Raw genomic sequence first — 23,090 nt, 5'->3', positions numbered from 1 at the left:
ACCACTGCCTTGGCGTTAAATTGAGCTAAGCGCTGCCGTTCCGCGCATCTATTGATCCGAACATAAGAATAACCTCAGGAGAATAACATGAACCAATCTAGCCTTAATGTTTTCGATACGCGGATTGCGCAAGCCATCGCAGAAGAAGTGTCACGCCAGGAAGCGCATATCGAATTAATCGCTTCCGAGAATTACACCAGCCGGGCCGTCATGGAGGCTCAGGGCAGCCAGCTGACCAACAAGTATGCTGAAGGTTATCCCGGTCGGCGTTATTACGGCGGCTGCGAGTTTGTCGACAAGGTCGAGACGTTAGCTATCGCAAGGGCGTGTGACTTATTCAGCGCTGACTATGCCAATGTTCAGCCGCATTCTGGCGCTCAGGCCAACGCAGCCGTCTTCATGGCGCTGATTAAGCCGGGCGACACCGTACTGGGTATGAGCCTGGCGCATGGTGGTCACCTAACCCACGGGGCTGCACCGAACTTTTCCGGTAAGCATTATCATGCCGTGCAGTATGGCCTGAATATCGAGACGGGTGAAATCGACTACGCCGAAGTCGAACGTCTTGCACGTGAGCATCAGCCAAAGATGATCATTGCAGGTTTTTCCGCCTATTCGCGCGTGGTCGACTGGCGCCGTTTCCGCACCATTGCCGACGAAGTGGGGGCATATCTGATGGTGGATATGGCACATGTTGCCGGTTTGGTCGCTGCAGGGCTCTATCCTAGCCCGCTGCCGCATGCCCATGTGGTCACGACCACGACCCACAAGACACTGCGTGGCCCCCGTGGAGGACTGATCCTGTCCGCGCACGGCGATGAAGCGATGTACAAGAAGCTTAATGGTGCAGTGTTCCCGGGGCAGCAGGGCGGTCCGCTCATGCATGTGATCGCGGCCAAGGCCGTGGCCTTCAAGGAGGCGATGAGCCAAGAGTTCGTCAGCTACCAGCGCCAGGTCATCGCCAACGCTCGCGCAATGGCGAAAGTCTTCATTGAACGTGGCTATGATGTTGTTTCCGGCGGCACCGACGATCACCTATTCCTCGTCTCGCTGATCAAACAAGGGGTAACCGGTAAGGACGCAGATGCGGCCTTGGGCCGGGCGCACATCACTGTTAACAAGAATGCTGTACCCAACGATCCGCAAAGCCCCTTCGTGACGTCTGGCTTGCGCATCGGTACGCCGGCCGTCACTTCCCGCGGGTTTGACGAGAACGATTGCGAACAATTGTCGACTTGGATCTGCGACATTCTTGATGTGCTCGCCAACCAGAGCAACACCGACGAGGTAGAAGCCGAGGTTCTCCATAAAGTAGCCGCGCTCTGTGCTCGCTATCCGGTTTATGGCGAAGCCAGGGCCGACGAGACGGCAGTCAGTGAGACACCGGTAGCTTGAGCCTGAATGTCAACGGGCTCTGACGGAGCCGATCGAGGAGAAAGTCCATGCAACATTATTCCGGCTTTGGATTGGTCAAGCATGCGCTCAGCCATCATGAGAACTGGCAACGCCAGTGGCGCAACCCCACACCGAAGAAAGAGTACGATGTCATTATCGTCGGCGGTGGCGGTCATGGCCTGGCCACCGCTTACTATCTGGCTAAAGTACATGGGATCACCAATGTGGCGGTGATCGAGAAGGGCTGGTTAGGCGGTGGCAACACAGCGCGAAATACCACGATTGTCCGTTCCAACTACCTGTGGGACGAGTCGGCGGCCCTTTATGAACACTCCATGAAACTCTGGGAGGGGTTGTCGCAGGATCTCAATTACAACGTGATGTTCTCGCAACGCGGTGTATTGAATCTCGGCCATACCCTTCAGGACATGCGCGATATCCAGCGGCGTGTCAATGCCAACCGTTTGAATGGCATTGACGGTGAGGTACTGGACACCAAGGGTGTTCAAGACATAGTACCCATCATGGACTGCTCTAAAAACGCCCGTTATCCGGTCATGGGTGCTTCGTGGCAGCCACGTGCTGGTGTGGCCCGACATGATGCCGTGGCCTGGGGGTATGCGCGGGGTGCGGACGCTCGTGGCGTCGATATCCTCCAGCAGACTGAAGTCACTGGCTTCAAGATCCACGACGGGCGTGTCGTGGGAGTGCATACCAACCGGGGTGACATCGGGGCCAAGACGGTCGGTTGTGTTGCGGCGGGTAATTCCGGCGTATTGGCCAAGATGGCTGGCTTCAAGTTGCCGATCGAGTCCCATCCATTACAGGCACTGGTTTCAGAACCGCTCAAACCAGTTCTCGATACCGTGGTGATGTCCAACCATGTGCATGGCTATATCAGCCAGTCGGACAAGGGCGATCTGGTCATCGGCGCCGGTATCGATGGTTATGTGGGCTATGGCCAGCGTGGCAGCTACGCCACTGTGGAACACACCTTGCAGGCGATTGTAGAAATGTTCCCTATCTTCTCGCGCGTGCGCATGAACCGTCAGTGGGGCGGCATCGTCGATACCTGCCCCGACGCCTGCCCGATTCTCTCGGCCACGCCGGTCAAAGGGCTATTTTTCAATTGCGGTTGGGGCACCGGGGGCTTCAAGGCTACGCCGGGCTCGGGGCACATCTTTGCAGCGACATTGGCAAAGGGCAAAGCTCATCCCTTGGCCGCTCCGTTCTCTATCGACCGTTTTCATACCGGTGCGCTTGTCGATGAACATGGCGCTGCGGGTGTCGCGCACTAAGGAGGCACTGTCATGTTCCATATCTATTGTCCGTACTGTGAAGAGCATCGCGAAGAGGAAGAGTTTCACCCCAAGGGACAGGCGCATATTCAGCGTCCGGTTGACCCTGAGGCGTGCTCCGACGAAGCCTGGGGAGATTACCTGTTCTTCCGCGATAACCCTCGAGGCATTCATCATGAATTATGGGTGCACGCGGTAGGCTGCCGTAAATTCTTCAACATAACCCGTCATACCGTGAGCTACGAGATCCTCGAGACTTACAAGATGGGGGAAAAGCCTTCAATAACGGCGGCGGACCTTTCTGAAAAAGACAAGCAGGCAGGTGTTCAGGTGGCCTCGGGCGGCTGGCAAACCGTAGGGGCCCGGCCTGAAAGCGAAGCATTGAACAAGGAGGCGCGGGCATGACTCAGGTCAATCGACTAAAGCAGGGCGGACGTATCGATCGGTCCCGTCCCTTGAAATTCGTCTTCAATGGTCAGCAATATGCGGGGTATGGGGGTGATACGCTGGCATCGGCGCTGTTGGCCAATGGCGTCGATATCGTCAATCGCAGTTTCAAGTATTCGCGTCCGCGCGGTATTGTCGCTGCCGGCGCCGAGGAACCCAACGCGGTGGTACAGCTGGGTGCCACGGAAGCGGCTCAAGTGCCCAATGTACGCGCCACGCAGCAGGCGCTCTATCAAGGGTTGACCGCACGCAGCACGAATGGCTGGCCCAATGTCCAGCGTGACCTGATGGGCATGGTCGGTAAGCTGAGTGGAACCTTCATGCCGCCCGGCTTTTATTACAAGACTTTCATGGCGCCGGCGTCGCTATGGATGACCTACGAAAAATATATCCGCAAGAGTGCAGGGTTGGGACGCAGCCCGGCCGAGCCCGATCCGGACAGCTACGAGCATATTAATCAGCATTGCGATGTACTGATTATCGGTGCTGGCCCGGCGGGGTTGACCGCCGCTGTCACGGCGGCACGTAATGGGGCGCGGGTCATTTTCTGCGACGAGCAGGAAGAAATGGGCGGTTCGCTGTTGGACAGTCGCGAGTTGATTGATGATATGCCTGCGGCGCAATGGGTCGATCGAATTCTCGACGAACTCAGCAGCTTGAGCAATGTGACCCTACTGCCACGCACTACCGCCAATGGCTACCATGACCACAACTTCGTGACTCTGCACGAACGTCGCACCGAGCATCTGGGCGATAGTGCACCCACCGGTGGTCGTCGGCAGGCGCGAGCCCGACTGCATCGGGTTCGTGCCAGCCAGGTGGTGTTAGCGGCAGGAGCCCATGAGCGCCCATTGGTCTATGCCAATAACGATGTTCCCGGCAACCTGCTCGCCGGTGCGGTCTCCACCTATATTCGTCGCTATGGCGTGATGCCCGGACAAAAATTGGTGTTGTCCGTGACCAATGATCACGCCTATCGTACTGCACTGGACTGGCAAGAGGCGGGCTGCGAGGTAGTGGCGATTGCCGATGCGCGGGCCAACCCCAAGGGCGAGCTGGTCGAGAAGGCCCAGTCGCTGGGTATCCGTATCATTGCCCAGAGTGCCGTGATCGAAGCCAAAGGGTCTAACCGTGTCAGTGCCGCTTGCGTCGCCAAGATTGACGCCGATTCGTTTTCGGTGGTAGGCCGTGTCGAGGAACTAGCTTGCGATACTATCGCCAGCTCTGGTGGTTACAGTCCGGTCATTCATTTGTCCTCGCATACCGGCACGCGTCCTCTCTGGCGTGATGACATTCTGGGCTTCGTGCCAGGCGAAGTGAAAGGCCTTACCGCCACCGGCGGTGTGCGCGGTGTTTATCCGCTGCATGAGGTCATCCGAGACGCTGCGGATGCCGGGGTCCGCGCGACGCTGGCCGCAGGTGTTAAGACCCACGCTGAAGCCACTACGCTTCCCCAGGTCGCTGCTCGCCAGGATGGCGAGGCCTGTGCCCTTTATCAGGTACCGCACCGCAAGCCATCCATGCGCGCGCCCAAGCAGTTCGTCGATCTTCAAAATGATGTCACCGCAGCTGGCATTGAGTTGGCCACCCGCGAAGGCTTCGAGTCCATCGAACACATCAAACGCTACACGGCGATGGGGTTCGGGACCGATCAGGGTAAGCTCGGCAATATCAATGGTATGGCCATTGCTGCCCGCTGCCTGAAGCGCACCATTCCCGAGGTCGGTACTACCGTCTTCCGACCCAATTACACCCCGGTCACCTTTGGCGCCATCGCTGGTCGCCACTGCCGTGACTTGTTTGATCCTGAGCGTTACACCGCATTGCATCAATGGCATGTCGAGCAGGGCGCCGAATTCGAAGACGTGGGGCAGTGGAAACGCCCCTGGTACTTTCCGCGCACCGTCAATGGCAAGAAAGAAACCATGCATGAGGCCGTGTCCCGCGAGTGTCTTGCAGTCCGCGAGCATATCGGCATTCTCGACGCCTCGACCTTGGGCAAGATCGATATCCAGGGCCCCGACGCCCGTGAGTTCCTGGGCCGTGTCTACACCAACAAGTGGGCCAAGCTGGACGTTGGCCGGGTCCGTTATGGGTTGATGTGCAAGGACGACGGCATGCTCATGGATGACGGGACAACCAGTTGCCTGGGTGAAAATCACTTTCTAATGACCACCACCACGGGCGGGGCTGCCGGGGTGATGGAGTGGATGGAGCTCTGGCATCAGACCGAATGGCCCGAACTGGATGTCTACTTCACTTCGGTCACCGATCACTGGGCAACCATGACCGTGACCGGGCCGGATGCTCGCAAGCTGCTGGCAGAAATCACCGATATTGATCTAGACAAGGATCAGTTCAAGTTCATGGACTGGCGTGAAGGGACGGTCGCGGGGGTGCCTGCGCGTGTCTTTCGGATCTCGTTCACAGGTGAACTGTCCTACGAGATCAACGTTCAGGCCAATTACGCCATGCATGTCTGGAAGACACTCTTCGAGCATGGGGAAAAGTATGAGCTGACGCCTTATGGCACCGAGACGATGCACGTCCTGCGCGCAGAAAAAGGGTTGATCATTGTCGGTCAGGACACTGACGGATCGGTCACTCCAGAAGACCTGGGAATGCAGTGGGCAATCGGCTATGACAAGCCATTTACCTGGATCGGTAAGCGAGCGCTGTCCCGTCCTGATACCCGGCGCGCCGATCGCAAGCAATTTGTCGGCCTGAAGCCCAAGGACGCCAAGGTAGTACTCGAGGAAGGGGCCCAGATCGTGCTCGATCCCAATCAAAGTATTCCTATGGCCATGGTAGGGCATGTGACATCGAGCTATTACAGTCCCACGCTGGGGCATGGCTTTGCCTTGGCGGTAGTCAAGGGTGGGCATCAGCGAATGGGCGAGACTGTTTATTTGCCCATGGTGGATGGAACAGTTTACGAAGCCGAGATTGTCAGCCCTGTATTCGTCGATCCCAAAGGAGAGCGCCAGCATGTCTGACGTGAAAGAGTTTGATACCCGGCCTGCCGGAAACCCGAGTGCTGAATCGCCGCTAGCGTGGACTTTTCATCGCCAAGGAGTGCTGCCACGCGACGCCAATGCGGGAGTGAGGCTTCGTGAGAAGTCCTTTCTGGGGCATCTAATCCTACGCGGTGGTGCCATCATTCTGGATGAGGCCGTGCGCGAGGTGCTGGGCATGGCATTGCCTGCCCGGCCCAACACGTTAACGCTGGATGAGAGCGGTGAGCGTTCGATCCAGTGGCTGTCTCCCGATGAATGGCTCGTCATTGTCCCGGGTGGCGAAGAGTTTGCGCTAGAAAGCCGGTTGCGCAAGGCCATGGGGCAGGCGCATTACAGCATCATCAACGTGAGCGGTGGGCAAACCGTATTCACGCTACAGGGTGAGAAAGCGCGAGAAGTACTCATGAAGTCAACACTCTACGATGTGCACACGCAAGCGTTCGCGGTGGGCAAGGGTGTATCGACGGTCTTTGCCAAGAGCACTGTTGTGTTGCGCCGGCCCAACGAAGACAGCTGGGAGCTGGTGGTGCGCAGAAGTTTTGCCGATTACTGCTATCGCTGGCTATTGGATGCTGCGGCTGAGTATGGCGCCATCGTAGAGCGTTAAGTCGACAGGCCGGTCGAGTGCCGGCCTTTTCTCTAGCAAACCGATAACAAGTGGGGGGTGTTATGAGCCGAATGGCCGATACTTGGATTCTTGCCGCGCAATGCTCTAGCCGCCTTGGAACGGTCGACGTTGTGACGCGCTTTTTGAAAGAGCAGCAATGCTACATTACCGAACTCAACTCTTTCGATGATCGGCTGAGCGAGCGTTTTTTTATTCGTGCCGAGTTTCGACCCGAGTTAGACGACTTTTGTGGCGAGACTTTCCATGATGCCTTTGCCTCACGCGCGGCTGAGTTCGCCATGAAATTTGAACTGACGCCACCCGGAAAACGCACCGGGACCGTCATACTCGTTTCTAAAGCGGATCATTGTTTGAATGATCTGCTGTATCGCTATCGTATTGGCCAGTTGCCTCTCGACATTCGTGCCGTCGTTTCCAACCATCCGGATCTTGAGCCACTTGCCGCCTGGCATGGGCTTCCCTTTCATTACTTACCGGTCACACCTGAAACTAAGGCGCAACAAGAGGCACAAATACAAAAGGTCATCGAGAGCACCGGGGCAGAGCTTGTGATTTTGGCGCGCTACATGCAGGTGCTGTCTCCGGCCATGTGTGAGCGGTTGGCAGGACGTGCCATCAATATCCACCACTCACTATTGCCGGGGTTCAAGGGTGCCAAACCCTATCATCAAGCATATGAGAAAGGCGTTAAGCTAGTGGGAGCGTCAGCCCATTATATTAATAATGACCTTGACGAAGGGCCCATTATTGCTCAGGGCGTCGAGTCGGTTGATCATGCGCATTATCCAGAGGATTTAGTCGCGAAAGGGCGGGATATCGAATGCCTAACCTTGGCTCGAGGAGTTAGCTACCACCTTGAACGGCGTGTTTTTCTTCATGGGGGGCGAACGGTAGTACTTGGAAATTGACAAGTGCGATAGCTTTAGTAGTTATTTAGTATAATGTTGTTTTTTAATTATTTATAAATCTTCGATCCTGAGAATTTAGGATGTTGGTTTATATTAAATAACTTTAATTTCTGGTTAAGATGTTACCGCTATCAGTTATAAAAACGATATATTTAGCGATAATAATTAGGGGTCTACAATGCCAATTAGCGTTTTTGAACTTTTTAAAGTGGGTGTGGGGCCTTCCAGCTCACACACCGTCGGCCCCATGCTAGCTGCTTTTAACTATGTAACCTCGTTACGTGAAAGGGGATTTATTGATAAAGTTTCTTGCCTGGAAATTCACCTTTATGGATCGCTATCGGCGACAGGAATTGGGCATGGAACCGACCAGGCGATTATTATGGGGTTGATGGGGGAGCGCCCCGATACCATTGATCCATGTGTTATTACGCCCCGTATCGAGAAGTTAAAAGAAGAAAATACATTGCAGTTAGGCCAGCAAGCTGACGTTCCTTTCCGCTGGCAGCAGGATCTGTATTTTCATGAAAAATGTTTGCCCTACCACCCCAATGCAATGAGTATTATCACTTACACAAACGTGGGGGAAATACTTTACGAGAATACCTTCTATTCGGTAGGAGGTGGGTTTGTTATCGATCAAGCCCAAGTAGATACTGGGCAGGTGGATTCAGACATTGCAGAGATACCTTTTAATTTCAAAAATGCTGCGGAGCTGCTCTCTTATTGTCAAAAAGAGAGCATGAGTATTAGCGATATAATGCTGGAGAATGAAAAGGTCTGGCGGAGCGAGGAGGAGATAAGAAGCGGACTTTGGAAAATATGGCAAGTCATGTGTGAGTGTATTGATAATGGATTAAGCAATGAAGGAATACTGCCTGGCGGCCTAAACGTTAAGCGACGAGCAAGGCTACTCCATCAGCGACTTCAATCTGCTGAGCAGAACACCTGCCTGATTGCTTCGACGTTCTCCGCTATGGAGTGGGTCAATATTTTTGCTTTGGCCGTTAATGAGGAAAATGCGGCGGGAGGGCGTATGGTGACGGCCCCCACCAATGGTGCGGCAGGTATCATCCCCGCTGTTTTACATTACTATATGAAATTTCAAGTGGGTTCTAGCGAGAAGGACATAGTGAAGTTTCTCTTGGCTGCTGGCGCCATTGGCATTCTCTGTAAAAAGAATGCGTCTATCTCGGGGGCAGAAGTCGGTTGCCAAGGGGAAGTGGGTTCTGCTTGCGCCATGGCAGCGGCCGGCTTGGCAGAAGTAATGGGAGGAACTCCTGAGCAAATAGAGCATGCTGCGGAAATTGGGCTTGAACACAACTTGGGCCTGACATGTGATCCCGTCGGCGGCTTAGTCCAGGTTCCCTGCATTGAACGCAATGCTATCGCCACTGTAAAAGCGATCAATGCGGCTCAAATGGCTTTGAGAGGTGATGGGACTCATTTTATCTCTTTGGATAAAGTCATCCGCACGATGCGTGATACAGGAAAGGACATGCTCGATAAATACAAGGAAACATCACGAGGTGGATTGGCAGTTAATGCCATAGAGTGTTGAGTGATTGGTCTCAAAGTATTAAGAAATCGCTGATCAGTTGCCCGGTGACGAATTGTTCAGCGATCCGTAATCCATGATTTTAGACCTTTGTTGTTAAAACGGGACTATTTTCATTTTTTCTGCTAAGTAATCGATAAAAATTCTTAGGCGATTAGGAATGCTTTGCTTATAAGGATAAACAGCATATATATCTGCATTAGGAAGATGATAGTCGCTTAGAACTTTTTTCAAAGTCCCTTTTTTTATATGGTTATAAACGTCCCATTCCGCTCGTATAGCGATACCGTGACCTTTTAAAGTCCAGCTTAAAACGCTTTCTCCATCGTTTGAGCTTAAATTTCCTCCGACACGGACATGATAAATTTGGTCTTCTTTGGTGAAATGCCAGTTTCCGTAAGTTTCGTCGTTTTGTCTGAGTACTATACAATTGTGGTGAGTAAGTTCTTGAGGGCTTTTAGGCTCATTTTTGTTTTCTAAATAGTCTGGTGAAGCACATAAAAATCGTCTATGTGAGGCAATTTTTCTAGCGTGTAAACCAGAGTCGGGAAGTGATCCGAATCGAATGCCGATATCAAAGGAGTTGTTGATTAGATTTAAAGGATGATCAGAGAGGTGCAGATGGCATTCAATTTTAGGATTTTCCTCTATAAAGTCTGAAACAAATCTTGAGACATATTTTCTTCCAAAACCGAAAGGTGCATTAATCCTAATAGGCCCTTCTGCTTCGTTAGTTGTTTGACGTAATGCGGCACTCATCTCTTCTATTGTTGATGTAACCTTGCGGGCGTACTCTAAGTAAATTTTTCCATTAGGTGTTAAGCTCAAAGAACGGGTAGATCTTGATAAAAGTTGACACCCAGCACTTTTTTCAATTTTGGAAAGACGCTTACTTGCAGCTGCGGGAGTAATGTCAGAGTCTTTAGCCGCTTTAGAAATACTTCCAGATTGGCAAATGAAAATAAAAAACTTGAAATCATTGCTAGACATAACCTTCAACTCATAGTTAATTCAGTATTAACTGAAAGTATATTGAATCCATTTCACCTTATCATCTAACATCTGTAGCGCCAAGAAAAAAGTATTTTACATATAAAATTTAGGTAATCAGGAACATTAAATATGCGAAGTCATCGTGTTGCAGTTATTCCAGGAGATGGGATCGGCCTTGAAGTGATTGAGGTTGGCAAGCAGGTGCTAGAAACTTTGGCAAAAAAGAGTGGAGATTTTCAGTTTGAATTCGAGGATTTTGACTGGAGTTCTCAGCGTTACCTTAGTAAGGGTGAGTACATTCCCAAAGGTGGGCTGGAAAAGTTGTCAAAATTTGATGCTATCTACTTTGGTGCCGTGGGTAGTCAAGATGTGCCAGATCACGTTTCTCTCTGGGAGCTTAGGCTTGCCATCTGCCAAGGTTTTGATCAATATGCGAATGTACGTCCAGCTCGGGTGCTACCGGGTGTTAAAAGCCGCCTAAAAGGTGCCGATGAGATCGATTGGATCATCGTTAGAGAAAATAGTGAAGGCGAATATTCAGGCAACGGTGGCCGAGTTCATCAAGGACATCCTGAGGAAGTCGGTACTGAGGTGTCTGTATTCACTCGAAAGGGGATTGAGCGTATTCATCGCTTTGCATTCAATCTCGCCCAAAGTCGCCCTCGCAAAAAGCTGACACTGGTAACCAAGTCCAACGCGCAGCGACACGGCATGGTGCTGTGGGATGAGGTGTTCTTCGAGGTCGCAAAAGACTTCCCAGATGTGAATATTGATCGAGAGCTTGTGGATGCCGCGACTACTCGTATGGTTCTTAAGCCGGAAACGATGGATGTCATTGTAGCAACCAACCTCCACGCAGACATCTTGTCTGACTTGGCGGCTGCTCTTTCAGGCAGTCTAGGTATTGCACCCACCGCAAACTTGAATCCAGAAAGGGTTTTCCCTTCCATGTTTGAGCCAATCCATGGTTCAGCATTTGATATCGCCGGGCAAGGCATTGCCAACCCAGTGGGTTCATTCTGGACAGCTGCCATGATGCTGGAACACTTAGGGGAAGCTACTGCGGCTGAAAGACTTATGGCGGCAATTGAGCGATTGACTGCCTCTGGCCTACAAACAAAGGATCTCGGTGGTACTGCGACTACTCGCGATGTGACTCAGTCTATTTGTTCTGACATCGAGCAACAGTAAGGTGTAACTCGCGCTTTCCCCAATGCAACCACTATTAAGTGTCCCATGGGTAATGGGGGAGAAGGAGCCCTTGGGCAAGTTCGCGTATCATGAAGGGAACAGCGGCCAAGGGAGTACGGCATGAGTTCTCGCAGCGACACAGGCGTCATCCCGGGCACCTTCCCCGATCAGCAGGGGCGTCAAGGGCAGAAATTGGGTGACCGGGTCTACGGCGACATTATCGACCACATCATCAAGGGTGAGTACCGTGAGGGACAACGCTTGCCTTCGGAGGAGAAGCTTGCACAGATGCACGGGGTCTCGCGTCCCATCGTGCGCGAGGCCCTAGCCAGGTTGCGTGAGGATGGCCTGATCCGCTCGCATCGTGGTGCCGGCAGCTTCGTGAGCCTGCGTCCCGATCGGGCGATGCTCGACTTCGCGCCGCTGGAGAGCCTGGCCGACATCCAGCGCTGTTTGGAATTCCGCATCGCCGTGGAGACCAAGGCGGCACGACTGGCAGCACTCAACGCCACGGCCGAGGACCGGGCAGCCATCTCGACGGCCTTCGCCCTGCTCGAGCAGCGGATCCGCGAGAATGCGCTGGGGGTTGATGCCGACTATGGGTTCCACTTGGCCATTGCCCACGCCACCCACAACCGCTTCTTCGCCGATACCCTGGTCTCCCTCGAGGCTCCCATCATCTACGGGCAGCGCCTGGCACGAGGGTTGGGCCAGCGTCGCCCCGGCTTCCACCTCCCCGAGGTCCAGCAGGAGCATCGGCGCATCCACGACAGTATCCTGACCGGCGATGCCGAACGCGCCTCGCACTGCATGCAGTGCCACTTGAGCAATTCACGTCGGCGCGTCTTCGAGGGATAAAAATTGACAACTTTTACAACTTTGCTAGCTTGAGTAATGAGGCTGTCCACGCTGGTCGAAGGTGGAGCGCCCTGGTAGCCCACAGGCAGACTACAGCGAGGCCATACACTGGCCCAGCTACCACCAACGACGAATACAATACTACACAAAACAATACAACTACGTCGGAGCATGCCATGAAATTCTCCAAGTCCATCCTCGTTAGTGCCGTGTCGGCCATCGCCCTCGCGGGCATCGCCGGTCAAGTCCAGGCAGACTACCCGGAAGAGCCGATTTCCTACGTGATCCCATTTAACCCGGGTGGTGAGTCGGACATCACGGCGCGTTTCCAGGAGCCGGTCCTTGAAGAGATCCTCGGCGTTAGCGTCAATGTCTCTCACCGTCCCGGTGGCGGCGGTGCCGTCGCCTGGAGCGAGTTCCAGAGCAATGCCGAACCCGACGGTTACGAGCTGATCGGCGTCAATATCCCGCACATTATCGCTCAGCCGATTCTGCGCTCCGATGCCGGTTACGAGACCGACAACTGGGAAATCATTACCTTCTTCCATTCCACGCCCAATGCCCTGATCGTCCCGGCCAACAGTCCCTTCGATACTCTCGAGGATCTCGTCGACTATGCCCGAGAGAATCCCCAAGTCGTGACCCTGGGCGGCAGCGGTACCTACAGCGCCAACCACCTGGACATGCTGCGACTGGAGCGTGAGGCCGACATCGATCTGACCTATATCCCCTTCAGTGGCACCGGGCCCCTTCCGGCGGCGCTGGAAGGCAACCACGTTGCTGGTGTCTTCAACTACACCATGCTCGGCGTGCAGATGGAGGATCGGGTCAAGGTGCTGGCTGTGGCCTCCGAGGAACGAGTGCCGGCGCTACCTGATGCACCTACCTTCAAGGAACAGGGTTACGACATCGTGGGCGGGGCCTATCGGGGTGTCGCCGCGCCCGCAGGCACGCCGGACGAGATCATCACAGTGCTCGAAGATGCCTTTGCCGAGGCCAACCGTCGCATTGCCGAGAAACAGGAACCGCTGGGCTTCGTGATGGAATACATCACCGGTGACCAGGTCGATGAGGTCATCTCACAACTCAAGGATGCCTACGCTCCGATCCTCGAATCAGCCGAGTAATACTGCCGTCCCTTCTGCCAAGACCCTGATCACGGGGTCTTGGCTTTTGCTGTGTTCATCGTTGCGGCTTCCGAGGGAGCCGTCGGGAGTGCTGATTCATGGATATGCTGCTCGAGGCACTGGCATCGCTGATGACCTTCGAGGGTCTCATTACGGTGCTGGTCGGGGTCTCGGCGGGGCTGCTGATCGGCTCCCTGCCGGGCCTCACGGCGACCATGGCCTTGGCCGTGTTGTTGCCGTTCACCTTTTCCATGGAGCCACTGCAGGGCCTGATGGCCCTGGGTGCCGTCTACATGGGGTCCATCTATGGCGGTGCCTTTACCGCCATCCTGATCAATACGCCGGGGACACCTTCTTCAATCGCCACGACCTTCGATGGCTATCCCATGGCCCGCCAGGGGCGTGCCTACGAAGCCTTGGCCGGGGCGACCATCGCCTCGGTGATCGGCGGCTTGGTGGGGGTGACCTTCCTGCTGTTGCTGGCGCCGCCGTTGGCCCGCTGGGCGGTGGCCTTCGGACCCTCGGAGATGTTCTGGGTCGCGATGCTTGGCCTGACGTTGGTGGCGAGCCTGTCCAGCGGCTCATTGCTCAAGGGCATGATCGGCGGCTGCATCGGCATGCTGTTGAGTACCGTCGGGGTGTCCCCGGTGGGCGGGGAGACCCGCTTCACCTTCGGCTTCCCGCCGTTGCAGGGGGGAATCGAACTGATCGTTGCGTTGATCGGACTGTTCGTGATCCCCGAACTGCTGAGCATGGCCGCTGAGGGGCGCAGCAATATTACTGAAAGTGCCGAACTCGGCAAGACCAAGGTCGGTATCCGCCAGGTTGCGCGCCATATCCTCGGCAAACCCGTCAACCTGATCCGCTCCTGTCTGATCGGCCAGGTCATCGCCATCATCCCCGGGGCTGGAGGCAATGTGACCAGCCTGGTGGCCTACAACGAGGCGAAGCGGTTCTCGAAGGACCCGCAGAGTTTCGGCAAGGGCAATATCGACGGCGTGGTGGCATCAGAGTCCAGCAACAACGTCATGGTCGCGGGAAGCATGATTCCCCTCTTGACCCTGGGCATTCCCGGTGCACCGCCGGATGCCATCATCCTCGGCGTGTTGCTGATGCATGGCCTGCGGCCGGGGTTGAGCCTCTTCACCGAGTCCGGCGTCCTGACCAATGGCTTTATCCTCTCCATGGGTCTGGCTGCCCTGATGCTGCTTCCCGTTGGTCTTCTCGGCGCTCGCCTCATCCACAAGATAGTGATCAAGACCCCTTACCACTTCATGGTGCCCGCCATTGCCATGGTGACCATCCTGGGCACCTTTGCCCTGCGCAACAGCCTGCTGGACGTCGGCATCATGATGATCATGGGCATCGCGGGATTTTTCCTACGGTTGATCGGCATCCATGCGGCACCCATCGTACTGGGGTTGATACTCGGGGGCATCGCCGAACAGGGTTATGTGCAGACGATGCTTGCGGCGGTGGTCGATCCGATCCCTTGGTTGCGCCTGGTCGAAAATCCCTTGTCGAAGGTGCTGGCCGCACTGGTGCTGCTGGGGGCCGCGACAGCGCTGCTGCCGGGCTGGCTGGAACGGAGCGGTCGACTCGACAAGGGCGAATCGAGCCGAGGGGAAGATAAATGATCATTCGCCTGAATACCGATATGGCGGCAGGGGCCATCGGTCTGGCCTTCGCTGCCGTGCTGTGGCTGGGACGGGGTGACATCGGTCGTCTCAGCATACTCTTTCCCCGCGCTATTCTGGTGATTCTGTTCGCCTTGTCCCTCTTGCTGTTCGTCAAGGGGTTCTTCAGGCCGGGGGGGCGCTCCATCGTGATATCGGGTAGCCCTTGGCGGCTGTTGGTCCTGATCCTCCTGCTGCTGGTCTGGTGGTTCGCCATCGGCAAGCTGGGATTCATGGTATCGAGCTTTTTGATCATGTTCTTCATCACCTGGTTCCTGGCCAGGGTCGAAGGCCCGGTCTCTTGGAAGCGCCTCCTGCTCTGGATCCCTATCATCGCCGTCATGGTGGGAGGCTTCTATGCCATCTTCACCCAGGTTCTCAATGTCCGCCTGCCCTCAGGCCTGCTGTTCTAGGAAATAATGATGAAAATCACCGACATTCGCGAAGCGCGCGTCTCCATTGCCTCCGACATCGCCAACGCCTACATTTCCTTCTCGAAGATGGATGTCTCGGTGCTGGCCATCTATACCGATGCCAAGATTGATGGCCGCCAAGTGGTGGGCTATGGCTTCAATTCCAATGGCCGCTATGCCCAGAGCGGCCTGCTGCGCGAGCGATTCCTGCCGCGGCTCAGGGAGGCCGACGCCGCCGCCTTGCTCGACGAGAGTGGGGTTAACTTCGATCCCTTCAAGGTCTGGTCGGTATTGATGGCCAACGAGAAGCCCGGCGGCCACGGCGAGCGTTCGGTAGCGGTGGGTATCATCGACATGGCGATCTGGGACATTGTCGCGAAAGTGGAGAACAAGTCCCTGGCGAAATTGCTCGCCGAGCGTTTCGACGACGGCAAGCCGGATGCTCGGGTCCCGGTCTATGCAGCGGGCGGCTACTACTATCCGGGCAAGCAGGTCAGCGCCTTGCAGGAAGAGATGCGTGACTACCTCGGTCAAGGCTACATCTGCACCAAGATGAAGATCGGCGGGGTGCCCCTGGGCGAGGACCTGGCGCGGGTTGAGGCGGCCATCGAGGTGGTGGGCGAGGCTGGCCGGCTGGCCGTGGATGCCAACGGCCGCTTCGACCTCAGGACCGCCCTGGCCTTCGCCGATGGGCTGGCACCCTATGGGGTGCGCTGGTACGAGGAGGCCGGCGATCCGCTCGACTACGCCATGCAGCAGCAGCTCGGCGAGCACTACGCCGCACCCACGGCCACCGGCGAGAACCTCTTCTCCCACCAGGACGTGCGCAACCTGTTGCGCTACGGGGGGATGCGCCCCGACCGCGATATACTGCAGATGGATCCGGTGCTCAGCTACGGCCTGGTGGAGTATCTGCGCATGCTCGAGGTGCTGCGTGCCCATGGCTGGTCGTCACGCCAGTGCATTCCCCATGGTGGCCACCAGTTCGCGCTGAATATCGCCGCCGGCCTGAAGCTCGGCGGCAACGAGTCCTATCCCAGGGTGTTCGCTCCTTTCGGGGGCTTCGCCGACTCCACGCCGGTAGAGGAAGGGACGATCGCACTGCCCGACATGCCGGGAATCGGCTTCGAGGACAAGCGTGAACTGATGCAGGTGTTCAAGGAGCATCTATCGCTCTGACGGCTCGCGTTACGCCTCGTGCTGGTGCGGGCGGTGGTCGATCAGCACTAGAACGGAGGTTTCACAGCGAAACCGGGGCCGCGATGACGACGCTGATATCGAAGCACCTCAAATGGCTTTGAGAGGTGATGGGACTCATTTTATCTCTTTGGATAAAATCATCCGAACAATGCGTGATACAGGAAAATATATGCTCGATAAATACAAGGAAGCATCAAGAGGCGGATTGGCAATTAATACTATAAAATGCTAAGTAATTGGTTTCAAAGTATTAATGGTCCGCTGACCAGTTGTCCGGGGACGAATTGATCAGCAATTCCATAATCCATGGTTTTAGACCTTATCGGCCTGGATCTTCTGCGCTATCTGACGTTCGCTGAGCTGTTGTATGGCACGTCGTGCCAAGGGTGCCAGCTCGACCTCTTCACGCTCCGAATAGGCGATCAGACTCTGCTTCATCGGCCGGGCCCAGAAGGTTTCCAAGTGATGGCAGATGTCTGCCACGGCCTGGGCGTCGTCCCGGCCGCCTTTCAGGTTGGCGGCGATCTGGTTGACCATGCGTACTAGATGCGCGTCGTGGTGCAGTGACATATTCGACTCCTCAGAAATGGGCCCGGGCCGCCGTGGAAGCGGTAGGGCGATGATAGATCAGGTGGCGTCCCGGGCGGGCGAAGCCCACCAGCAACAGATCGGCTGCCCGGGCCTGTTCCACAGCCAACGCCGTGGCCGCCGAAACAGCCACCAGGGCACCAATGCCAGCGCTGGCGCTCTTGTGTACCATCTCGTAACTGGCACGGCTGGAGACTAGGGCGAAGCCGTCCGGCGGAGGACCGCCGCGGCAGGCCAGAGCGCCGATCAGCTTGTCCAGGGCGTTATGGCGTCCCACATCCTCGCGCACCAGTTGAATGCGTCCTTGGCCATCGCACCAGGCGGCGCCGTGGCAGGCGCCTGTGAGAGCCTGGAGAGCCTGGTGCTCGGCCAGGTTCGCCAGGGCTCGCTGGATGGCGTCATCTCCCAAGACCGGCGCCATGACCCGGGGGATCGGGCGAATCGCCTGTTCCAAGGCTTCGGTGCCGCACAGCCCGCAGCCGGTACGTCCGGTTAGGTTGCGGCGTCGGGCCTTGAGCGCCGCCAGCCGCTGGCTGGCGATGCGTAGATGTATCGTCAGGCCTTGGGGCTCTTCCAGCACCTCCAAGTCGTAGCACTCGTGGTGATGCGCCAGGATGCCCTCGGAGAGGCTGAAGCCCAGGGCGAAGTCCTCCAGATCCTGGGGCGTGGCCATCATCACCGCATGAGAAATGCCGTTGTAGACCATGGCTACCGGCACCTCTCTGGCCAGGACATCATCGTCGCCATCGCCATGCCAGCCGGAGCTGCCACGGCGTATTTCCACCGGGTGGTGTTCCATCGCCGGCCCATAGGTGCCGGGGTGCCGTTTCATGGAGTGGCTGCCTTGCCCGACGTCTCCCGAGCGCCGGTCAGGTGGCCGCGCTGCGCCTGGTCGAACGCATCGAAGCGTTGTTGCCAGGCGGAGGGCTGGCTGACCTTTTCCACCTGCACTGCGGTGACCTTGTATTCGGGACAGTTGGTAGCCCAGTCGGAGTTATCGGTGGTGATCACGTTGGCACCGCTGCCCGGGTGGTGGAAGGTGGTGTAGACCACCCCTGGCTGCATGCGCTCGCTAAGCCGGGCGCGCAGCACCGTTTGCCCAGCGCGGCTGGTGATGCCTAGCCAATCACCATCGCGGACACCGCGCAGCTCGGCGTCGGAGGGGTGCAGCTCCAACACATCCTCGTCGTGCCAGCGCTGGTTGTCGGTACGCCGCGTCTGGGCACCGACATTGTACTGGCTGAGAATACGTCCGGTGGTCAGCAACAGCGGGAAGCGGCGGTTGGCACGCTCTTCGGTAGCCACATACTCGGTAATCGCAAAGCGGCCCAGCCCAATGGGGAAGTCGACCTCGTGCAAGGTCGGCATGCCCAGCGGGTATTCGGCGTTGCAGGGCCACTGCAGGCTGCCCTGTTCCTCGAGCTTGGCGTAGCTGACCCCGGCGAAACTCGGCGTCAGCCCGGCGATCTCGTCCATGATCTCGGACGGATGGGCGTAGTTCATCGGGTAGCCCAGCGCATTGGCCAGGTCCTGGGTCACTTCCCAGTCTTGCTTGCCGGCAACCGGCGGCATTACCTTGCGCACCCGGTTAATGCGCCGCTCGGCGTTGGTGAAGGTGCCGTCCTTCTCCAGGAAAGACGAACCCGGCAGCAGCACGTGGGCATACTTGGCGGTCTCGTTGAGGAAGATGTCCTGGACGATCAGGCAGTCCAGCGAACGCAGCGCGGCCTCGACGTGCTGGGTGTTGGGATCGGATTGGGCGATGTCCTCGCCCTGCACGTAAAGCGCCTTGAAGCTGCCCTCGAGGGCGGCGTCGAACATGTTGGGGATGCGCAGCCCCGGCTCGTCGTCAAGCGTCACCCCCCAGGCGGCCTCGAAGCGGCCTCGAGCCACCGGGTCGGCAACGTGCTGGTAGCCGGGCAGTTCGTGGGGGAAGGAACCCATGTCGCAGGCGCCCTGGACATTGTTCTGGCCGCGTAGCGGATTCACCCCCACGCCCTCGCGGCCGATATTGCCGGTGGCCATGGCCAGGTTGGCGATTCCCATTACCATGGTGGAACCCTGGCTGTGCTCGGTGACGCCCAAACCGTAGTAGATGGCACCGTTGCCGGCCGTGGCGTAAGTGCGTGCGGCGCAGCGCACGGCCTCGGCGGATACGCCGGTGATCGCCTCGCTGGCCTCGGGGGAGTGGCGCGGGTCGGCGATAAACTCACGCCAGCTCTGATAGGCACCGGCATCGCAGCGCTTGGCGACGAACGCCTTGTCTTCGAGACCTTCCGTCACTACGACGTGCCCCAGGGCATTGATCAGCGCCACGTTGGTGCCAGGGCGCAGCGGCAGATGCTGGGCGTCGCGTAGGTGGGGAGTCTTGAGCAGGTCGATGTGCCGCGGGTCGGCGACGATCAGCTTCGCGCCTTGACGCAGCCGTTTGCGCATCAGCGAACCGAACACCGGGTGGGCGTCGGTGGGGTTGGCACCAATCACGATAATCGCGTCGGCTTTCATGACCGAGTCGAAGGTCTGAGTGCCCGCCGACTCGCCGAGTGTGGTCTTCAGGCCATAGCCGGTGGGCGAGTGGCAGACCCGCGCACAGGTATCGGTGTTGTTATTGCCGAAGGCAGCGCGAATCAGTTTCTGCACCAGATAGGTCTCTTCGTTGGTGCAGCGCGAGGAGGTGATGCCTCCGATGCTTTCGCGGCCGTGTTCTGCCTGAATTGCCGTCAAACGGGAGGCAGCAAAGCCGATGGCTTCTTCCCAGCTTGCCTCGCGCCAAGGCTGGTCGATGGTCTCGCGGATCATCGGCGTCGTCAGACGATCCGGGTGGGTGGCGTAGCCAAAGGCAAAGCGCCCCTTGACGCAGGAGTGGCCGTGGTTGGCGTCGCCGCCCTTGTAAGGCACCATGCGCACCAGCTGGTCGCCCTTCATCTGGGCTTCGAACGAGCAGCCCACGCCGCAGTAAGCGCAGGTGGTGACAACACTGTGCTCGGGCACGCCGTGATCAATGACGCTCTTCTCCATCAGCGTGGCCGTGGGGCAGGCCTGGACGCAGGCGCCGCAGGAGACGCAGTCCGAGTCCATGAACGCATCCGCCTGTCCCGCCGAGACTTTGGATTCGAACCCCCGCCCGTCGATGGTCAGGGCAAAGGTGCCTTGGACTTCCTCGCAGGCGCGCACGCAGCGCGAGCAGACGATGCACTTGCTGGGGTCAAAGCTGAAGTAGGGGTTGGACTCGTCTATGGTGGCCTGCAGGTGGTTCTCGCCCTCGAACCCGTAGCGCACTTCGCGTAGCCCCACGCTACCGGCCATGTCCTGCAGTTCGCAGTCGCCGTTGGCGGGGCAGGTCAGGCAGTCCAGGGGGTGATCGGAGATGTACAGCTCCATGACGTTGCGGCGCAGCTTGGCCAGCCGCTCGTTCTGAGTGGTGACCTGCATGCCCTCGGCCACCGACGTGGTGCAGGCGGCTGGGTAGCCGCGTTTGCCTGCCACCTGGACGGCGCACAGCCGGCAGGAACCGAAGGGCTCCAGACTGTCGGTGGCGCACAGCTTGGGAATATTGATGTCGACCAGGGCCGCGGCACGCAGCACCGAGGTGCCCTCAGGCACCGTGATCGCCACCCCATCGATTTCAAGGCTAACCGAGACTGCGCCTACGGCCTGGGTCGGGAAGGGCGTGCCGAGATCTTTGGCGTACTCGGCGTTTCTGGAATGCTGCTTGGGATCGAAATGTTCAATCATGATCTGTCTCCGTCCGCCGTCCGCTGGAAGTCATCGGGGAAATATTTGAGCGCGCTTTGCACTGGGAAGGGGGTCATGCCACCCATGGCGCAGAGCGAGCCATCCACCATCGTTTCGCAGAGGTCATGGAGCAGGGCGAGATTGGCCTCGCGATGTTGGTTGGCGCGGATGCGGTCGATCACCTCCACGCCGCGGGTCGAGCCAATACGGCAGGGCGTGCACTTGCCGCAGGATTCCACCTTGCAGAACTCCATTGAGAAACGGGCTTGTTCGGCCATGTCCACACTCTCGTCGAACATCACCACGCCACCGTGGCCGACGCCCGCACCGACGTCGGCGAAGGTTTCGTAGTCCAATGGCATATCCCACTGGCTCTCGGGCAGGTAGGCACACAGCGGACCGCCCACCTGCACAGCGCGCAGCGGCCGGCCGCTGGCAGTGCCGCCGCCGAACTCTTCCATCAGGGTGCGCAGGGTGGTGCCGAAGGCCAGCTCCACCAGGCCACCGCGCTGAACGTTGCCCGCCAGTTGCAGCGCCAGGGTGCCCCGGGAGCGGCCCATGCCATGGGAGGCGTAGGCTTCGGCGCCCTCGGAGAGGATAAACGGCACGGCGGCCAGCGACAGGACGTTGTTGACCACCGTGGGAAGGCCAAACAGCCCCTCAATGGCGGGCAGGGGGGGCTTGAAGCGCACCATGCCGCGCTTGCCTTCCAGGCTTTCGAGTAGCGAAGTTTCCTCGCCACAGATATAGGCCCCGGCACCGAGGCGTACTTCCAGGTGGAAGGCACGGTCGCTGCCGCAAAGCTTGTCACCCAGGTAGCCGGCCTGTTCGGCGCGGGCAATCGCCTCGTCAAGAATCTGTTTGGCCAGCGGGTATTCCGAACGCAGGTAGATATAGCCCTGGGTCGCCTCGACAGCAAGCCCGGCGATGGTCATGCCCTCGATCAGCATATAGGGGTCGCATTCCATCGCCAGGCGGTCGGCGAAGGTACCGGAATCGCCCTCGTCGGCGTTGCAGACGATGTACTTCTGGTTAGCCGGGGTGTCGAGAACCGTCTGCCACTTGATGCCGGTGGGGAAGGCCGCGCCTCCGCGGCCGCGAAGCCCCGAGGCCTTGACCTCTTCGACGATGTCCTGGGGCTCGCGGGCGAGCGCCGTCTCCAGGCCGCGGAAGCCGTCGTGGGCCAAGTAGTCGTCAATCGAAAGCGGGTCGGTAATGCCGATACGTGCAAAGGTCAGGCGCTGCTGACGGGCGAAATAGCCTATCTCTTCCGTGAGGCCCCGCGCCAGCGGGTGGCTGACGTTGCCTTCGAGCAGGCCGCTGTCGAGCAGGGCCGGGACGTCGCTGGGAGTGACGGGGCCGTAGGCAACGCGACCGTTGACGGTCTCGACCTCGACCAGGGGCTCGAGCCAGGCGGCACCACGAGAGCCATTGCGCACCACGGTCATCTCGAGGCCGCGGGTAGCGGCCTCGCGTTCGAGACGAGCGGCGACGGCGTCGGCACCCAGGGAGAGGGCGGTAGTATCGCGGGGTACGAAGACGCGAAAGCTCATCCGATCACCTCCAAGGGTTGGGTGCATAGCTCGTCGACCAGAGCGTCGAAGGCGGTGGGCGTAACCCGCCCCCATACCTCGTTGCCGACGCGAATCGAGGGGCCGCAGGCGCAGTTGCCCAGGCAGTAGACGGCCTCCAGGGTGATCTCCCGATCCGTGGTGGTCTGGTGATAGTCGATGCCGAGGCGCGCCTTGGCATGGGCCTCCAAAGCGCGGCCGCCCACCGACTGGCAGGCTTCGGCACGGCAGACCTGGAGCACATGGCGCCCCGGCGGTGAGGTGCGAAAGTGGTGATAAAAACTGATCACCCCGTGCACCTCGGTACGGGTCTGGCCCAGCGATTCGGCGATGATCGGCACCGCCCCCTCGGGGACGAAGCCGAAGCGATCCTGGATGGCATGCAGGATGGGAAGCAGAGCCCCCGGCTTGTGCTTTAAGGCGTCGATCTCGGTCTGGATCGACTGCGGCGTCCACTCTCGAGATTCTCTCATCGCGCTTCCCCGGT

19 protein-coding genes and 1 pseudogene are annotated in these 23,090 nt (G+C 57.9%); 14 read left to right on the top strand and 6 right to left on the bottom strand.

The window, feature by feature from the left end; translation table 11 throughout:
• The first annotated feature begins 87 nt into the window (after window positions 1–87).
• The 7 genes from glyA (at window position 88) to LG290_RS10375 (ending at window position 9,254) form a co-directional block, all read left to right on the top strand.
• On the top strand, window positions 88–1,395 hold the full coding sequence (gene glyA / locus LG290_RS10405; RefSeq protein ID WP_499834771.1) for a serine hydroxymethyltransferase: 1,308 nt from the start codon (window positions 88–90) through the stop codon (window positions 1,393–1,395).
• Window positions 1,396–1,442: 47 nt separating this feature from the next.
• On the top strand, window positions 1,443–2,693 hold the full coding sequence (locus LG290_RS10400) for a sarcosine oxidase subunit beta family protein (RefSeq protein ID WP_499834770.1): 1,251 nt from the start codon (window positions 1,443–1,445) through the stop codon (window positions 2,691–2,693).
• A 12-nt stretch (window positions 2,694–2,705) separates the two neighbouring features.
• Window positions 2,706–3,098 carry a sarcosine oxidase subunit delta gene (locus tag LG290_RS10395; protein WP_499834769.1) on the top strand — a complete coding sequence of 131 codons (393 nt, stop codon included), beginning with the start codon at window positions 2,706–2,708 and terminating at the stop codon, window positions 3,096–3,098.
• Window positions 3,095–6,136: a sarcosine oxidase subunit alpha gene (locus LG290_RS10390; RefSeq protein WP_160419442.1), complete on the top strand. Its 3,042-nt coding sequence runs from the start codon at window positions 3,095–3,097 to the stop codon at window positions 6,134–6,136. The genes LG290_RS10395 and LG290_RS10390 overlap by 4 nt, the downstream gene beginning before the upstream one ends.
• Window positions 6,129–6,764, top strand: a complete 636-nt coding sequence (locus LG290_RS10385; RefSeq protein WP_499834768.1) for a sarcosine oxidase subunit gamma — start codon at window positions 6,129–6,131, stop codon at window positions 6,762–6,764. The genes LG290_RS10390 and LG290_RS10385 overlap by 8 nt, the downstream gene beginning before the upstream one ends.
• A gap of 62 nt (window positions 6,765–6,826) precedes the next feature.
• On the top strand, window positions 6,827–7,693 hold the full coding sequence (gene purU, locus LG290_RS10380) for a formyltetrahydrofolate deformylase (RefSeq protein WP_160419440.1): 867 nt from the start codon (window positions 6,827–6,829) through the stop codon (window positions 7,691–7,693).
• A 178-nt stretch (window positions 7,694–7,871) separates the two neighbouring features.
• Window positions 7,872–9,254 carry an L-serine ammonia-lyase gene (locus LG290_RS10375; RefSeq protein ID WP_499834767.1) on the top strand — a complete coding sequence of 461 codons (1,383 nt, stop codon included), beginning with the start codon at window positions 7,872–7,874 and terminating at the stop codon, window positions 9,252–9,254.
• A 93-nt stretch (window positions 9,255–9,347) separates the two neighbouring features.
• Here LG290_RS10375 and LG290_RS10370 read toward each other — a convergent pair whose 3' ends face one another.
• Window positions 9,348–10,241, bottom strand: a complete 894-nt coding sequence (locus LG290_RS10370) for a LysR family transcriptional regulator (protein ID WP_499834766.1) — start codon at window positions 10,239–10,241, stop codon at window positions 9,348–9,350.
• Window positions 10,242–10,373: 132 nt separating this feature from the next.
• Here LG290_RS10370 and LG290_RS10365 point away from each other — a divergent pair, with 132 nt between their 5' ends.
• From LG290_RS10365 to LG290_RS10335, 7 genes and pseudogenes are all read left to right on the top strand, one after another.
• Window positions 10,374–11,435, top strand: coding sequence for a tartrate dehydrogenase (locus LG290_RS10365; RefSeq protein WP_160419437.1), 1,062 nt, complete (start codon window positions 10,374–10,376; stop codon window positions 11,433–11,435).
• A 120-nt stretch (window positions 11,436–11,555) separates the two neighbouring features.
• On the top strand, window positions 11,556–12,293 hold the full coding sequence (locus LG290_RS10360; protein WP_160419436.1) for a FadR/GntR family transcriptional regulator: 738 nt from the start codon (window positions 11,556–11,558) through the stop codon (window positions 12,291–12,293).
• Window positions 12,294–12,469: 176 nt separating this feature from the next.
• A complete protein-coding gene (locus LG290_RS10355; RefSeq protein ID WP_160419435.1) occupies window positions 12,470–13,420 on the top strand; it encodes a Bug family tripartite tricarboxylate transporter substrate binding protein in 951 nt (316 codons plus the stop codon).
• A gap of 98 nt (window positions 13,421–13,518) precedes the next feature.
• Window positions 13,519–15,057: a tripartite tricarboxylate transporter permease gene (locus LG290_RS10350; protein ID WP_160419434.1), complete on the top strand. Its 1,539-nt coding sequence runs from the start codon at window positions 13,519–13,521 to the stop codon at window positions 15,055–15,057.
• Window positions 15,054–15,509 (top strand): tripartite tricarboxylate transporter TctB family protein, encoded by a 456-nt coding sequence (locus tag LG290_RS10345; protein WP_499834765.1) that lies wholly within the window; start codon window positions 15,054–15,056, stop codon window positions 15,507–15,509. Before LG290_RS10350 ends, LG290_RS10345 begins: the two co-directional genes overlap by 4 nt.
• A 9-nt stretch (window positions 15,510–15,518) precedes the next feature.
• On the top strand, window positions 15,519–16,688 hold the full coding sequence (locus tag LG290_RS10340) for a mandelate racemase/muconate lactonizing enzyme family protein (protein ID WP_499837084.1): 1,170 nt from the start codon (window positions 15,519–15,521) through the stop codon (window positions 16,686–16,688).
• Between the two features lie 97 nt (window positions 16,689–16,785).
• Window positions 16,786–16,941: pseudogene (locus LG290_RS10335) on the top strand (L-serine ammonia-lyase, iron-sulfur-dependent, subunit alpha); the annotation flags it as partial.
• Between the two features lie 80 nt (window positions 16,942–17,021).
• Here the strand turns inward: LG290_RS10335 and LG290_RS10330 are convergent.
• Genes LG290_RS10330 through LG290_RS10310 form a run of 5 tightly spaced genes read right to left on the bottom strand, consistent with a single transcriptional unit; the run spans window position 17,022 to window position 23,076 of the window.
• Complete coding sequence (locus LG290_RS10330; protein WP_499834764.1) at window positions 17,022–17,279, bottom strand: formate dehydrogenase subunit delta; 258 nt, start codon at window positions 17,277–17,279, stop codon at window positions 17,022–17,024.
• A gap of 10 nt (window positions 17,280–17,289) precedes the next feature.
• Entirely contained in the window at window positions 17,290–18,129 is an 840-nt protein-coding gene (fdhD, locus tag LG290_RS10325) for a formate dehydrogenase accessory sulfurtransferase FdhD (protein ID WP_499834763.1), read from the bottom strand.
• Window positions 18,126–21,032 carry a formate dehydrogenase subunit alpha gene (gene fdhF, locus LG290_RS10320; RefSeq protein WP_499834762.1) on the bottom strand — a complete coding sequence of 969 codons (2,907 nt, stop codon included), beginning with the start codon at window positions 21,030–21,032 and terminating at the stop codon, window positions 18,126–18,128. The genes fdhD and fdhF overlap by 4 nt, the downstream gene beginning before the upstream one ends.
• Window positions 21,029–22,585: a formate dehydrogenase beta subunit gene (locus LG290_RS10315; protein WP_499834761.1), complete on the bottom strand. Its 1,557-nt coding sequence runs from the start codon at window positions 22,583–22,585 to the stop codon at window positions 21,029–21,031. The genes fdhF and LG290_RS10315 overlap by 4 nt, the downstream gene beginning before the upstream one ends.
• Complete coding sequence (locus tag LG290_RS10310; protein ID WP_160419427.1) at window positions 22,582–23,076, bottom strand: formate dehydrogenase subunit gamma; 495 nt, start codon at window positions 23,074–23,076, stop codon at window positions 22,582–22,584. Before LG290_RS10310 ends, LG290_RS10315 begins: the two co-directional genes overlap by 4 nt.
• Between the last annotated feature and the right edge of the window lie 14 nt (window positions 23,077–23,090).

The sequence above is a fragment of the Halomonas sediminis genome (assembly GCF_044871105.1).
Classification (GTDB): domain Bacteria; phylum Pseudomonadota; class Gammaproteobacteria; order Pseudomonadales; family Halomonadaceae; genus Vreelandella; species Vreelandella zhuhanensis.
This window is presented reverse-complemented; position numbering and strand designations above follow the sequence as displayed.

Coding starts and splice junctions, on each gene's coding strand:
- LG290_RS10355 (WP_160419435.1), top strand. CDS start 12,470: ATGAAATTCTCCAAGTCCATCCTCGTTAGTGCCGTGTCGGCCATCGCC.
- LG290_RS10385 (WP_499834768.1), top strand. CDS start 6,129: ATGTCTGACGTGAAAGAGTTTGATACCCGGCCTGCCGGAAACCCGAGT.
- LG290_RS10350 (WP_160419434.1), top strand. CDS start 13,519: ATGGATATGCTGCTCGAGGCACTGGCATCGCTGATGACCTTCGAGGGT.
- purU (WP_160419440.1), top strand. CDS start 6,827: ATGAGCCGAATGGCCGATACTTGGATTCTTGCCGCGCAATGCTCTAGC.
- fdhF (WP_499834762.1), bottom strand. CDS start 21,032: ATGATTGAACATTTCGATCCCAAGCAGCATTCCAGAAACGCCGAGTAC.
- LG290_RS10330 (WP_499834764.1), bottom strand. CDS start 17,279: ATGTCACTGCACCACGACGCGCATCTAGTACGCATGGTCAACCAGATC.
- glyA (WP_499834771.1), top strand. CDS start 88: ATGAACCAATCTAGCCTTAATGTTTTCGATACGCGGATTGCGCAAGCC.
- LG290_RS10400 (WP_499834770.1), top strand. CDS start 1,443: ATGCAACATTATTCCGGCTTTGGATTGGTCAAGCATGCGCTCAGCCAT.
- LG290_RS10340 (WP_499837084.1), top strand. CDS start 15,519: ATGAAAATCACCGACATTCGCGAAGCGCGCGTCTCCATTGCCTCCGAC.
- LG290_RS10390 (WP_160419442.1), top strand. CDS start 3,095: ATGACTCAGGTCAATCGACTAAAGCAGGGCGGACGTATCGATCGGTCC.
- LG290_RS10365 (WP_160419437.1), top strand. CDS start 10,374: ATGCGAAGTCATCGTGTTGCAGTTATTCCAGGAGATGGGATCGGCCTT.
- LG290_RS10375 (WP_499834767.1), top strand. CDS start 7,872: ATGCCAATTAGCGTTTTTGAACTTTTTAAAGTGGGTGTGGGGCCTTCC.
- LG290_RS10360 (WP_160419436.1), top strand. CDS start 11,556: ATGAGTTCTCGCAGCGACACAGGCGTCATCCCGGGCACCTTCCCCGAT.
- LG290_RS10315 (WP_499834761.1), bottom strand. CDS start 22,585: ATGAGCTTTCGCGTCTTCGTACCCCGCGATACTACCGCCCTCTCCCTG.
- LG290_RS10395 (WP_499834769.1), top strand. CDS start 2,706: ATGTTCCATATCTATTGTCCGTACTGTGAAGAGCATCGCGAAGAGGAA.
- LG290_RS10310 (WP_160419427.1), bottom strand. CDS start 23,076: ATGAGAGAATCTCGAGAGTGGACGCCGCAGTCGATCCAGACCGAGATC.
- fdhD (WP_499834763.1), bottom strand. CDS start 18,129: ATGAAACGGCACCCCGGCACCTATGGGCCGGCGATGGAACACCACCCG.
- LG290_RS10370 (WP_499834766.1), bottom strand. CDS start 10,241: ATGTCTAGCAATGATTTCAAGTTTTTTATTTTCATTTGCCAATCTGGA.
- LG290_RS10345 (WP_499834765.1), top strand. CDS start 15,054: ATGATCATTCGCCTGAATACCGATATGGCGGCAGGGGCCATCGGTCTG.